The 12666-nt window shown below is 71.5% G+C and carries 11 protein-coding genes and 2 rRNA genes (1 of these 13 cut by a window edge); 11 read left to right on the top strand and 2 right to left on the bottom strand.

Annotation, left to right across the window (positions count from 1 at the left end; all coding sequences use genetic code 11):
• From JE024_RS27345 to JE024_RS27355, 4 genes are all read left to right on the top strand, one after another.
• Nucleotides 1-1841: ribosomal RNA gene (locus JE024_RS27345) — 23S ribosomal RNA — on the top strand; it begins 1285 nt to the left of the window's first position.
• Between the two features lie 136 nt (nt 1842-1977).
• A 5S ribosomal RNA gene (gene rrf, locus JE024_RS27350) occupies nt 1978-2094 on the top strand.
• A gap of 222 nt (nt 2095-2316) precedes the next feature.
• A complete protein-coding gene (locus JE024_RS41255) occupies nt 2317-3804 on the top strand; it encodes a hypothetical protein (RefSeq protein WP_244883090.1) in 1488 nt (495 codons plus the stop codon).
• A complete protein-coding gene (locus JE024_RS27355; RefSeq protein ID WP_244883091.1) occupies nt 3726-4517 on the top strand; it encodes a tetratricopeptide repeat protein in 792 nt (263 codons plus the stop codon). The genes JE024_RS41255 and JE024_RS27355 overlap by 79 nt, the downstream gene beginning before the upstream one ends.
• 127 nt (nt 4518-4644) lie before the next feature.
• On the opposite strand, the gene JE024_RS27360 is transcribed toward JE024_RS27355, so the two are convergent.
• The gene (locus JE024_RS27360) at nt 4645-5925 is read right to left on the bottom strand and encodes a DUF1015 family protein (RefSeq protein WP_205376130.1); all 1281 of its coding nucleotides are present in this window, start codon (nt 5923-5925) and stop codon (nt 4645-4647) included.
• A gap of 77 nt (nt 5926-6002) precedes the next feature.
• On the opposite strand from JE024_RS27360, the gene JE024_RS27365 reads away from it, so the two are divergent.
• The 4 genes from JE024_RS27365 to JE024_RS27380 all read left to right on the top strand — a co-directional run bounded on the left by JE024_RS27365 (nt 6003) and on the right by JE024_RS27380 (nt 10131).
• A complete protein-coding gene (locus JE024_RS27365; protein WP_205376131.1) occupies nt 6003-7037 on the top strand; it encodes an HAD hydrolase-like protein in 1035 nt (344 codons plus the stop codon).
• 60 nt (nt 7038-7097) lie between these two features.
• Complete coding sequence (locus JE024_RS27370) at nt 7098-8153, top strand: FecCD family ABC transporter permease (RefSeq protein ID WP_205376132.1); 1056 nt, start codon at nt 7098-7100, stop codon at nt 8151-8153.
• 95 nt (nt 8154-8248) lie between these two features.
• Entirely contained in the window at nt 8249-9262 is a 1014-nt protein-coding gene (locus JE024_RS27375) for a FecCD family ABC transporter permease (RefSeq protein WP_244883236.1), read from the top strand.
• 59 nt (nt 9263-9321) lie between these two features.
• Nucleotides 9322-10131, top strand: a complete 810-nt coding sequence (locus tag JE024_RS27380; protein WP_205376134.1) for an ABC transporter ATP-binding protein — start codon at nt 9322-9324, stop codon at nt 10129-10131.
• A 16-nt stretch (nt 10132-10147) separates the two neighbouring features.
• On the opposite strand, the gene JE024_RS27385 is transcribed toward JE024_RS27380, so the two are convergent.
• Nucleotides 10148-10495: an SCP2 sterol-binding domain-containing protein gene (locus tag JE024_RS27385; protein WP_205376135.1), complete on the bottom strand. Its 348-nt coding sequence runs from the start codon at nt 10493-10495 to the stop codon at nt 10148-10150.
• A gap of 42 nt (nt 10496-10537) precedes the next feature.
• On the opposite strand from JE024_RS27385, the gene JE024_RS27390 reads away from it, so the two are divergent.
• From JE024_RS27390 to JE024_RS27400, 3 genes are read left to right on the top strand one after another with little or no spacing between them, the layout of a single operon-like run.
• Nucleotides 10538-10831 carry a hypothetical protein gene (locus tag JE024_RS27390; protein ID WP_244883092.1) on the top strand — a complete coding sequence of 98 codons (294 nt, stop codon included), beginning with the start codon at nt 10538-10540 and terminating at the stop codon, nt 10829-10831.
• 7 nt (nt 10832-10838) lie between these two features.
• Nucleotides 10839-11654, top strand: a complete 816-nt coding sequence (locus JE024_RS27395; RefSeq protein WP_205376136.1) for a TlyA family RNA methyltransferase — start codon at nt 10839-10841, stop codon at nt 11652-11654.
• Nucleotides 11651-12586: an NAD kinase gene (locus JE024_RS27400; RefSeq protein ID WP_205376137.1), complete on the top strand. Its 936-nt coding sequence runs from the start codon at nt 11651-11653 to the stop codon at nt 12584-12586. The genes JE024_RS27395 and JE024_RS27400 overlap by 4 nt, the downstream gene beginning before the upstream one ends.
• Nucleotides 12587-12666: the final 80 nt, after the last annotated feature.

Below are 12666 nucleotides of genomic sequence, written 5' to 3' on the forward strand. Positions count from 1 at the left end.
CCAACGGGTGCTGTGATGGGTAGGGGAGCGTCGTGTGCCGGGTGAAGCAGCCGCGGAAGCGAGTTGTGGACGGTTCACGAGTGAGAATGCAGGCATGAGTAGCGATACACACGTGAGAAACGTGTGCGCCGATTGACTAAGGGTTCCTGGGTCAAGCTGATCTGCCCAGGGTAAGTCGGGACCTAAGGCGAGGCCGACAGGCGTAGTCGATGGACAACCGGTTGATATTCCGGTACCCGCTTTGAAACGCCCAATATCGAGCCCATTAATGCTAAGGCCGTGAAGCCGCCGGCTGAGTCTTCGGACGAGGTCGGAGTGGTGGAGCCGCTGACCCAAGGTGGTAGTAGGTAAGCGATGGGGTGACGCAGGAAGGTAGTCCAGCCCGGGCGGTGGTTGTCCCGGGGTAAGGGTGTAGGCCGTGTGATAGGCAAATCCGTCACACATTAAGGCTGAGACCTGATGCCGAGCCGATTGTGGTGAAGTGGATGATCCTATGCTGTCGAGAAAAGCCTCTAGCGAGTTTCATGGCGGCCCGTACCCTAAACCGACTCAGGTGGTCAGGTAGAGAATACCGAGGCGTTCGGGTGAACTATGGTTAAGGAACTCGGCAAAATGCCCCCGTAACTTCGGGAGAAGGGGGGCCATTCTTGGTGATCCGATTTACTCGGTGAGCTGGGGGTGGCCGCAGAGACCAGCGAGAAGCGACTGTTTACTAAAAACACAGGTCCGTGCGAAGCCGTAAGGCGATGTATACGGACTGACGCCTGCCCGGTGCTGGAACGTTAAGGGGACCGGTTAGCTTGGATTCGTCCAGGCGAAGCTGAGAACTTAAGCGCCAGTAAACGGCGGTGGTAACTATAACCATCCTAAGGTAGCGAAATTCCTTGTCGGGTAAGTTCCGACCTGCACGAATGGCGTAACGACTTCTCGACTGTCTCAACCATAGGCCCGGTGAAATTGCACTACGAGTAAAGATGCTCGTTTCGCGCAGCAGGACGGAAAGACCCCGGGACCTTTACTACAGTTTGATATTGGTGTTCGGTTCGGCTTGTGTAGGATAGGTGGGAGACTGTGAACTCTGGACGCCAGTTCAGGGGGAGTCGTCGTTGAAATACCACTCTGGTCGTGCTGGATGTCTAACCTGGGTCCGTGATCCGGATCAGGGACAGTGTCTGATGGGTAGTTTAACTGGGGCGGTTGCCTCCCAAAGGGTAACGGAGGCGCCCAAAGGTTCCCTCAGCCTGGTTGGCAATCAGGTGTTGAGTGTAAGTGCACAAGGGAGCTTGACTGTGAGACCGACGGGTCGAGCAGGGACGAAAGTCGGGACTAGTGATCCGGCGGTGGCTTGTGGAAGCGCCGTCGCTCAACGGATAAAAGGTACCCCGGGGATAACAGGCTGATCTTCCCCAAGAGTCCATATCGACGGGATGGTTTGGCACCTCGATGTCGGCTCGTCGCATCCTGGGGCTGGAGTCGGTCCCAAGGGTTGGGCTGTTCGCCCATTAAAGCGGTACGCGAGCTGGGTTTAGAACGTCGTGAGACAGTTCGGTCCCTATCCGCTGTGCGCGTAGGAGTCTTGAGAAGGGCTGTCCCTAGTACGAGAGGACCGGGACGGACGAACCTCTGGTGTGCCAGTTGTCCTGCCAAGGGCATGGCTGGTTGGCTACGTTCGGAAAGGATAACCGCTGAAAGCATCTAAGCGGGAAGCCTGCTTCGAGATGAGGACTCCCACCTCCTTGAGAGGGTAAGGCTCCCAGTAGACGACTGGGTTGATAGGCCGGATATGGAAGCCAGGTAACTGGTGGAGTTGACCGGTACTAATAGGCCGAGGGCTTGTCCTCATTTGCTCGCGTCCACTGTGTGGTTCCCGGGTTGCGAACAGTCGCACCGGTTGAACCAGTTCCACTTTCATAAACTGAAGAGTGTGCTTGTTCGCTAAGTGCCGATGCCCCGTTCCGCGGGGCGGCCCGATAGAGTTTCGGTGGTCATAGCGTTAGGGAAACGCCCGGTTACATTCCGAACCCGGAAGCTAAGCCTTTCAGCGCCGATGGTACTGCAGGGGGGACCCTGTGGGAGAGTAGGACGCCGCCGAACAATCTTTCAAGGACCCTTGGTCCAGCGTTCACGCTGGACCAAGGGTCCTTTTTGCTTTTCTGAATGCTTTGCCGCAGCGCGTCGGTTGGTCGACTGCGCGAGAATGTCTGTGGTACCCGATGACAGGAGTCACGCCGATGTCCCCCAACTCTTCCGACGACCGTCCGGACCGCGAGCCGCGTCGTAGGGACGGTGGTGACAGGGGCGGATTCCGCGGCGGTCGTGACGATCGTGACCGTGGGCCCCGCCGTGACGACGACCGCGGTGACCGCGGCGGTTACCGCGGCTCCCGCGACGATCGCGGTGGCCGCCCCGGTGGCTCCGGCGGTGCCGGCGGCTACGGGCGCCGCGACGACCGCGATCGTGACCGCGGTCCTCGTCGTGAGGACGACCGTGGTGGCTTCCGCGGCCCGCGCGACGACCGTGGTGGTCGTCCCGGTGGTGGTGGCGGTTACGGCTCGCGTCCCGGCGGTGGCGGTGGCTACGGCGGCCGTGACGACCGTGGCGGTCAGGGTGGTGGCGGTTTCCGTCGTGACGACCGCGGTGGTCAGGGTGGTGGCGGTTTCCGCCGTGACGACCGTGGTGACGACCGGGGTGGGCGCTTCCCCCGTGACGACCGTGACCGCGGCCCTCGTCGTGAGGACGACCGTGGTGGCTTCCGTGGTCCGCGTGACGACCGTGGTGGTCGTCCCGGCGGTGGTGGCGGTTACGGCTCGCGTCCCGGCGGTGGCGGTGGCTACGGCGGCCGTGACGACCGTGGTGGTCGTCCCGGCGGCGGTGGCGGCTTCCGTCGCGACGACCGCGGTGGACGCGACGACCGCGGCGGCCAGGGCGGTGGCGGCGGCTACGGGCGCCGTGACGACGACCGTGGTGGCTTCCGCGGCCCGCGTGACGACCGTGGTGGTCGTCCCGGTGGCGGTGGCGGTTACGGCTCGCGTCCCGGCGGTGGCGGTGGCTACGGCGGCCGTGACGACCGCGGCGGTCAGGGCGGCGGCGGTTTCCGTCGTGACGACCGTGGTGGCCAGGGTGGTGGCGGTTTCCGCCGTGACGACCGTGGTGACGACCGGGGTGGGCGCTTCCCCCGTGACGACCGCGATCGCGGCCCCCGCCGTGAGGACGACCGTGGTGGCTTCCGCGGCCCGCGCGACGACCGCGACCGCGGCCCGCGCCGTGACGACCGTGGTGGTCAGGGTGGTGGCGGTTTCCGCCGCGACGACCGTGGTGGTCAGGGCGGCGGTGGCTTCCGTCGTGACGACCGTGGTGGTCAGGGCGGCGGCGGCTTCCGCCGTGACGACCGCGGCGACGACCGTGGTGGCTTCCGTGGCCCCCGTGACGACCGCGACCGCGGCCCGCGCCGTGACGACCGCGGTGGTCAGGGTGGTGGCGGCTTCCGTCGTGACGACCGTGGCGGCCAGGGCGGTGGCGGCGTCCACGGGCGCCGTGACGACGAGCGCGGCGGCTACCGCGGCGGACGCGACGATCGGGGCGGCTTCCGTGGCGGCCCGCGTCGTGACGACCGCTCCGGTGGTGGCGGCTACGGACGCCGTGACGACCGCGAGCGTCCCGACCGCGAGCCGATCAAGCGCCTGCCCATCCCGGACGACGTCACGGGCGACGAGATCGACAAGGACGTGCGGCAGGAGCTCCAGAGCCTGCCGAAGGGCCTCGCCGAGGACGTCGCGCGCAACCTCGTCATGGTCGCCAACCTGATCGACGAGGAGCCCGAGCGGGCGTACGCGTACTCCAGGGTCGCCCTGCGGCTGGCGTCCCGCGTCGCCGCGGTGCGCGAGGCGGCCGGCTTCGCCGCGTACGCGACGCAGAAGTACTCCGAGGCGCTGGCCGAGTTCCGTGCGGCCCGGCGGATGACCGGGACCGTGGAGCTGTGGCCCGTGATGGCCGACTGCGAGCGCGGGCTCGGACGTCCGGAGCGCGCGCTGGCCATGGCCGGCGAGCCCGAGGTGCAGAAGCTCGACAAGGCCGGTCAGGTCGAGATGCGGCTGGTCGCCGCCGGTGCCCGCCGGGACATGGGGCAGCTCGACGCGGCCATCGTGACCCTCCAGAGCCCCGAGCTCGCGTCGAGCTCCGTGCAGCCGTGGACGGCCAGGCTCCGGTACGCCTACGCCGACGCGCTGCTGGCCGCCGGCCGCGAGGACGAGGCGCGGGAGTGGTTCGCCAAGGCGCTGGAGGCCGACAAGGACGGGGCGACCGACGCGTCCGACCGTCTCGCCGAGATGGACGGCGTGGAGTTCACCGACGCCATGGACGACAGCGACGAGGACGAGCACCGCGACCTCGACGCCGGCCACGAGGCCGCCGGTGACGGCGAGGCCGAGGACGCCGCCGAGGACACGGTGTCGGCCGCCGAGGACGTCACGGACGAGCCGTCCGGCGAGGACGAGGCTCCGGCCAGGTCCGCCGAGTAGGGCGGGACACGGCACACACCGAAGGGCGGTACCCCGAACCGGGGTACCGCCCTTCGGCGTTGTCGGCCCTGAGGGCCCGGGGGTGTGGGCGAGCGCAGGCACGGGCCGTGCACCGGGCCGCCCGGTGTCAGCCCAGGGACAGGCTGCGCAGCACCAGACCCGTGGCCGGCTTCGGGCCGAACGAGGTCGACTTGCGCGGCATCGTGACGCCCACGCGGGCCAGGTCGCGCACGACCTCCTCGCGCACCGGGTGCATCAGCACGGCCGTGCCGCCGCTGCGTTCGGCCTGGGCGACCGCGGCCTCGGTGTCGTGGATGTAGGCGATGTGCTCCGGGCCGTCCGGGACGCGCCACAGGCGGTCCAGGATCGTCGAGTGGAGCACCGTGGCGTCCAGTGAGCGCCACGCGGCCGGCGGGTCCTGCGGGACGGTGTCGGCGAGGAGCGCGGCGTCCGGCCGGTCGACGAGGTGGAAGCGGCCGTCTCCGGCGAGGAGGAAGGCGTTGGACGCGGCCGCCGCCTCCGCCAGGTCGTCCAGGGCCCCCGGCAGGTCCGTGGCGAGGGTGCGGACACGGAAGGAGCCGTCGAGCGCGGTGAGCGCGTCGGCGAGGGGGAGGCCGCGCAGCAGCCGGTGGATGGCGCGCACCTGGAGGGGGTGGCGGGCCGTGTCGATCAGCAGCACCAGGCCGTAGTCCCAGGGGCCGGGCGCGGGGTGCTCGGCGCGCAGCCGGAGGTAGGTGGCCCACCGGTGGTGGCCGTCGGCGATCAGGGCCTGATGCCTGCTCAGGTCCGCGCGGACGGCGGCCGTCTCGGCCGGGTCGGTGAGCGACCAGAGCCGGTGCTCGAAGCCGTCCTCGGTGGTGGTGGCGAGCAGCGGCGGGCGGGCGGCGGCGCGTTCGACGGCGGTCGTGGCCGCGCCGGGGACGTCGTCGCCCCGGTAGGTGAGGAGCAGTGGTTCGAGGTTGGCGGCGGTGCTCCGCATCAGGGCGGCGCGGTCCGCGACGATGTCCGGCATCACCCCTTCGTGGGGGAGCACGATGCCGTCGGACGGCTCGGACAGGGCGAGGGCGCCGATGATCCCGCGCTGCAGGAGGTCGCCGCGGCGCTGCTCGTACACGTACAGGGCCGGTTCCGGGTCGGGCGCGAGGACGCCCTCGGCGAGCCAGCGGCCGAGGGTGTCGGCCGCCTGCCGGTGGCGGGCGTCGGGGGTGGCGGCCTGCGGCAGGATGAGCCGGACGATGTTGTGCGGGTCCGCCGACTCCAGGTGGTGCAGGCCGTCGGGGCGCACGACCACGTCGTACGGCGGTGAGGTCACGGCGGCGAGGCTGCCCACCCGCTCGGGGACGTAGCGCAGTCCGCGGAACGGGATCAGGTGCAGGCCGCCATTGGCCGCAGGACCGTCGGTGTTCATCAGGGCATCGTATGCGCGTGGGGGCGATGAGCGATGATCGGGGGAGAGGACCGACGGACGACGAGGAGCGGACACGGATGAGCCAGCGGGGCAGGACCATGCCGGGCGGAAGCACGACCGCGCCGGCCGAGGCGTACGACACGGCCCTGCTCGATCTGGACGGTGTCGTCTACGCGGGCGGGGAGGCGATCGCGCACGCGGTGCCGTCGCTGGGCGCGGCCCGCAGGCAGGGGATGCACCTGGCCTATGTGACGAACAACGCGCTGCGCACGCCGGAGAGTGTGGCGGCGCATCTGACCGAGCTCGGTGTGCCGGCCGTCGCGGAGGACGTCATCACCTCCGCGCAGGCGGTGGCCCGGCTGATCTCCGAGCAGGTGCCGGGCGGGTCGCGGGTGCTGGTCGTCGGCGGCGAGGGGCTGAAGGTCGCGCTGCGCGAACGGGGTCTGGTGCCGGTGGAGTCGGCGGACGACGAGCCGGTCGCCGTGGTGCAGGGCTACGGCGGGCCCGAGCTGGCGTGGGGCCGGTTCGCGGAGGCCTGCTACGCGATCGCGCGCGGTGTGCCGTGGTTCGCGTCCAACACGGATCTGACGATCCCGGGTGCGCGGGGCATCGCGCCGGGCAACGGGGCCGCGGTGGAGGTCGTGCGGATCGCGACCGGGGGCGAGCCGCAGGTCGCGGGCAAGCCGCTGCCGCCGATGCACCGGGAGACGATCCTGCGGACGGGCGCGCAGCGGCCGCTGGTGGTGGGGGACCGGCTGGACACGGACATCGAGGGCGCGTTCAACGGGGAGGTGGACTCGCTGCTCGTGCTGACCGGGGTGACGGACGCGGCCGGGCTGCTGGCGGCCGAACCGCGTCACCGGCCGACGTACGTGGACGCGGATCTGCGCGGTCTGCTGGTGCCGCAGCCCGAAGTGGCCGCGGTGGAGGGGGAGTTCCGCTGCGGTGGCTGGCGGGCGGCGGTGCGCGGCGGGGAGCTGGTGCTGGAGGGCGAGGGCGACGGCGCTCCGCTGGACGGTCTGCGGGCGCTGTGCGGGGCGGCCTGGTCGTACGCGGGCGAGGGTGTCTGCGACCTCGACGCGGCGAAGGTGCTGGCCAGGCTGGGCCTGTGAGGTGAAGCCGGGCCGGGGCCGGGAATCGGCGCGGGGGGCAGGTTAGGTTAACCTAACTGCGTGTTGGTCGACAGTCCCTCGAAAACGAGCGCGGAGCCGATATCCGCCGCCCCGGCTTCCCCCCGGCGTCACGCCCTGCGTGCGCTGGGGCTGCTGGTGGCCGTCGGCGTCCTGCTGCTGGTCTGCGTCGCGAGCATCGCCGTGGGCGCCAAACCGGTGCCGGTCTCCGATGTGTGGGACGGGCTGTTCCACAACACCGGGACCGGCAACGACGTGGTCATCCGTGATCTGCGGGTGCCCCGGACGCTGCTCGGTCTGCTCGTCGGCGCCGCGCTCGGGCTGTCGGGGGCCGTGATGCAGGCGCTGACCCGCAATCCGCTCGCCGAGCCCGGTCTGCTGGGCATCAACGCGGGCGCCGCGGCGGCCGTCGTCAGCGGCATCAGCTTCTTCGGCGTCACCTCGCTCTCCGGCTACGTCTGGTTCGCGTTCCTCGGCGCCGCCGCCGTCTCGGCGGCCGTGTACGTGCTCGGCGGCAGCCGCAGCGCCACCCCGGTGCGCCTGGCGCTGGCCGGCACGGCCGCGAGCGCGGCGCTGTACGGCTACATCAACGCCGTGCAGCTCCTGGACGCCGCCGCGCTGGAGCGCCTGCGGTTCTGGACGGTCGGCTCGCTCTCCTCGGCGAGCATGGACACCATCACCAAGGTCGCCCCGTTCATCGGCACCGGCCTGCTGCTGGCGCTGCTGCTGGCGCGGCCGCTGAACGCGATGGAGATGGGCGACGACACGGCCCGCGCGCTCGGCGCCCATCTGAACCGCACCCGGATCCTCGCGATGATCGCCGTCACCCTGCTGTGCGGGGCGGCGACCGCCGCCTGCGGGCCGATCGTCTTCGTGGGGCTGATGATCCCGCACGTCGTGCGCTCGTTCACCGGGCCCGACATGCGCTGGATCCTGCCGTACTGCGCGGTCCTCGCCCCCGTCCTGCTGCTCGGCGCGGACGTGATCGGCCGGATCGTCACCCGCCCCTCCGAACTCCAGGTCGGCATCGTGACCGCGGTCGTCGGCGGGCCGGTCTTCATCCAACTCGTCCGCCGCAAGAGGATGGCCCAGCTGTGACGGCCCCGCACACCACCGCCGAACAGGCCCCGGCCGCCCCCGCCGCGAAGGGCTCCGCGCGGCCGTCGTCCGCCGGGGCGCCGAAGGCCGTCCGCGTGCCCGGCGGTCTCTCGCTGCGGGTGGACCCGCGCGCGGCGCTCGTCTGCGTCCTGCTGGCCGCCGCCGCGTTCGCGGTCGCCGTGGTGCTCATCGGGACGGGCGACTTCCCCATGTCCTTCGGCGACGTCGTCTCGACGCTGCTGGGCAACGGGACCGCGGCGCAGGAGTTCATCGTCCACGACCTGCGGCTGCCGCGGGCCCTGGTGGCCGTCCTGGTGGGGGCCTCGCTCGCGCTCAGCGGGGCGATCTTCCAGTCGCTGTCCCGCAATCCGCTCGGCAGCCCCGACGTCATCGGTTTCGGCCACGGCTCCACCGTCGGCGCGCTCACCGTGATCGTGCTCTTCGGCGGCGACACCCTGGCGGTGTCGGGGGGTGCGGTGGCCGGCGGGCTGCTGACCGGTGTCCTGGTCTACGCGCTGGCGTGGAAGCGGGGGGTGCAGGGCTTCCGGCTGGTGCTCGTCGGCATCGGCGTCGCCGCCGTGCTGACCGCGGTCATCCACTTCCTGATCACCAAGGCCAACCTCGTCGACGCCACCCGGGCCACGCTGTGGATGACCGGTTCCCTCGACGGGCGCGACTGGGCCCAGGTCGGGCCGCTGGCGCTGCTGTGCGCGGTGCTCATGCCCGTGGTGTTCGCCCACGGCAGGCCGCTGCGGATGCTGGAGATGGGCGACGACTCGGCGTACTCGCTGGGGGTGCCGGTCGAGCGCACCCGGGTGGTGCTGATGACCTGCGGCGTGCTGTTCATCGCGGTGGCCACCGCGGCGGCCGGGCCGATCGCCTTCGTCGCGCTCAGCGCTCCGCAGCTCGCGCGCCGGCTGACCCGCTCGCCCGGGCCCAACCTGGTCGCCGCCTCGCTCATGGGCGCGGCCCTGCTGCTCGTGGCCGACTGGGTCGCGACCGCGGCCTTCCCCGGCCGGCAGCTCCCCGTCGGCGTGGTGACCGGTGTGCTGGGCGGCTGCTACCTGCTCTGGCTGCTCGTCACCGAACGCAGGGCCGGCCGGATATGACCGCCCGCAAGGAACCGAACGCCCCGACCCCGTCACGGCACCCCAGGAGTACGACCAGCATGCAGCGCCTCACCGCGGAAGAGGTCACCCTCGCCTACGACCAGCGGGTCATCGCCGAGAACCTCTCGGTGGAGATCCCCGACAACTCCTTCACGGTCATCGTCGGGCCGAACGCCTGCGGCAAGTCCACGCTGCTGCGCGCCCTGTCCCGGATGCTGAAGCCGTCCGTCGGCCGGGTGCTGCTCGACGGGCAGTCGATCCACTCGCTGCCCGCGAAGAAGGTCGCCAGGACGCTCGGGCTGCTGCCGCAGTCGTCGATCGCGCCGGACGGCATCACCGTGGCGGACCTCGTCGGCCGCGGCCGCTACCCGCACCAGGGCCTGCTGCGGCAGTGGTCGCCCGAGGACGAGCGGATCGTGCAGGAGTCCATGGCCGCGACGGGCGTCGGGACGCTGGGCGACCGGTACGTCGACGAACTGTCCGGCGGCCAGCGCCAGCGGGTGTGGATCGCGATGGCGCTGGCGCAGCAGACCCCGCTGCTGCTGCTGGACGAGCCGACGACCTTCCTCGACATCCAGCACCAGCTGGAGGTCCTCGACCTCTGCGCCGAACTGCACGAGACGCAGGGCCGCACCCTGGTCGCCGTGCTCCACGACCTCAACCAGGCGGCCCGGTACGCCACCCACCTCGTCGCGCTGCGCGAGGGGAAGGTCGTGGCCGAGGGCGCGCCCGCCGACGTGGTCACCGCCGAGCTGGTCGAGGAGGTCTTCGGGGTGCGCAGCCGGGTCATCGAGGACCCGGAGTCGGGCACCCCCCTGGTGGTGCCGTTCGCCCGCGCGCGGGCGCCCCGTCAGGCCGCCGCGCGCTGAGCGCGGCCCCGCCGGGTCACAGCAGGGAGCGCAGCCGCATCAGGTCGCGGAAGCCGGCCTCCAGGCGGACCCGGCCCGAGGCCCAGGCCCGGGCGAAGTTCAGCTCGCCGCCGACCATGGCCACCAGGTCGTCGCCGGTCATCGCGAGGCGGATCTCCGCCTTGTCGCGGGGCGGTCCTTCGTAGGTGTCGGTGACGTCGATCCGGCTCTGGTGGAGCCGGCCGGCGAAGGTGGTGTCCAGGTCGGTGACGTGGCAGCTCAGGGAGCGGTCCAGCGCCGTCGCCGAGCGGACGTCGCCGTCCGCCTTCGCCAGATTGCCGGAGAGGGTGTCGAGTGCGCTGCGGCACTCCTGCGTCGTGGCCATCGTGACCGACGGTACCGCAGGGCTTCGCGGTAGCGTCTGGGCATGAGTGACGAAGCGCTGCCGGGGCCGCCCGCCCGGACCGCGGCCGGGGCCGGGGACGGGACGGCGGCCCGCGAACCCGCCGGGCCGGCGCCGCTCGGCGTCGAGCGGGTGCCCACCCACCACCCGGAGGTCGACGCGCTGCTGGAGCGGCTCGCCGATGTGGACCACCTCGCCGCCGACGGCCACAGCGAGGTGTACGAGGATGTACACCGGGGCCTGCGGGACGCGCTGACCGCGCTCGACACCCGTCCGGGTCCGCGGCCCCCGCACCCGTCGCACGACCACAGGAGCTGAACCCACCGTGGCAGGAGTCGCCCGCCGCCGTCTCGACGCCGAACTGGTACGCCGCAAACTGGCGCGTTCGCGGGAGCACGCGGCCCAGCTCATCGCCGCGGGCCGCGTCACCGTCGGCGGCAACACCGCGACGAAGTCCGCCACCCAGGTCGAGACGAGCGCCGCGCTCGTGGTCTCGGCCGACGACAGCGACCCCGACTACGTCTCGCGCGGCGGCCACAAGCTGGCCGGCGCGCTGGCCGCCTTCGTGCCGCTGGGGCTGGAGGTCACGGGCCGCCGGGCGCTGGACGCGGGCGCCTCGACGGGCGGCTTCACCGATGTGCTGCTGCGCGCCGGCGCCGCCCACGTGGTCGCCGTCGACGTCGGCTACGGGCAGCTCGCCTGGTCGCTCCAGAGCGATGAACGCGTGACCGTCAAGGACCGTACCAATGTGCGGGAGATGACGTTGGAGACGATCGACGGGGTGCCGGTGGACCTGGTGGTGGGCGATCTGTCCTTCATCCCGCTCGGCCTGGTGCTGCCGGCGATGGTGCGCTGCTCGGCGCCCGGCGCGGACCTCGTGCTGATGGTGAAGCCGCAGTTCGAGGTGGGCAGGGAACGCCTCGGCAGCGGCGGTGTCGTCCGCAGCCCCGAGCTGCGGGCCGACGCCGTGAGGGCGGTCGCGGGCCGGGCCGCCGAGCTGGGCCTGGGGGTCCGGGGGGTCACCGCCAGCCCGCTGCCGGGCCCCTCGGGCAACGTCGAATACTTTCTGTGGCTCCGGGCGGGTGCGCCCGGACTCGACCCCGCGGACGTCGACCGCGCAGTGGCGGAGGGACCTCGTTGACCGAGACAGCAGCAACCACAGCAACGACCACGACGAAAGCGGCGCGCACGGTCTTCCTGCTCGCCCACACCGGACGCCCCGCGGCGATCCGCAGCGCCGAACGCGTCGTCCAGGGGCTGCTGCGCAGCGGCCTCGGCGTGCGCGTGCTGGAGGCCGAGGCGGCCGACCTGCCGCTGCCGGCCGCCGTCGAGACCGTGCCCGACGGGGCGCCGGACGTGCTCGACGGCTGCGAGCTGCTGATCGTGCTCGGCGGCGACGGGACGCTGCTGCGCGGCGCCGAGTTCTCCCGCGCCTCCGGTGTGCCGATGCTCGGCGTCAACCTGGGCCGGGTGGGCTTCCTCGCCGAGGCGGAGCGGGACGACCTCGACAAGGTCGTCGACCGGGTCGTCAGCCGTGCCTACGAGGTCGAGGAGCGGATGACCCTCGACGTGGTCGTGCACAGCAACGGCGACATCGTGCACCGCGACTGGGCGCTGAACGAGGCCGCCGTCCAGAAGGTGTCGCCGGAGCGCATCCTGGAGGTCGTGCTGGAGATCGACGGCCGCCCGGTGACCGCGTTCGGCTGCGACGGCATCGTCTGCGCGACACCGACCGGTTCGACGGCGTACGCCTTCTCCGCCGGGGGACCGGTGGTGTGGCCCGAGGTGGAGGCGCTGCTGATGGTGCCGATCAGCGCCCACGCCCTGTTCGCCAAGCCGCTGGTGACCTCGCCGACGTCCACCCTGGCCGTGGAGGTGCAGCCGCACACGCCGCACGGTGTGCTGTGGTGCGACGGCCGCCGGACCGTGGAGCTGCCGTCCGGCGCGCGGGTGGTGGTCAGACGGGGCGCCGTGCCGGTCCGCCTGGCACGGCTGCACCACGCGTCGTTCACCGACCGTCTGGTGGCCAAGTTCGCGCTGCCGGTGTCGGGTTGGCGCGGCGCGCCGCACTGAGAGCGGCGAAGAGCCCCTCGGGAGAGTGAACGCGGGGCCGGGGTCCGTCGCGCGGCGGGCCCCGGACCTCGTAAGGTCGT

The organism is Streptomyces zhihengii, from assembly GCF_016919245.1.
GTDB classification, from domain to species: domain Bacteria; phylum Actinomycetota; class Actinomycetes; order Streptomycetales; family Streptomycetaceae; genus Streptomyces; species Streptomyces zhihengii.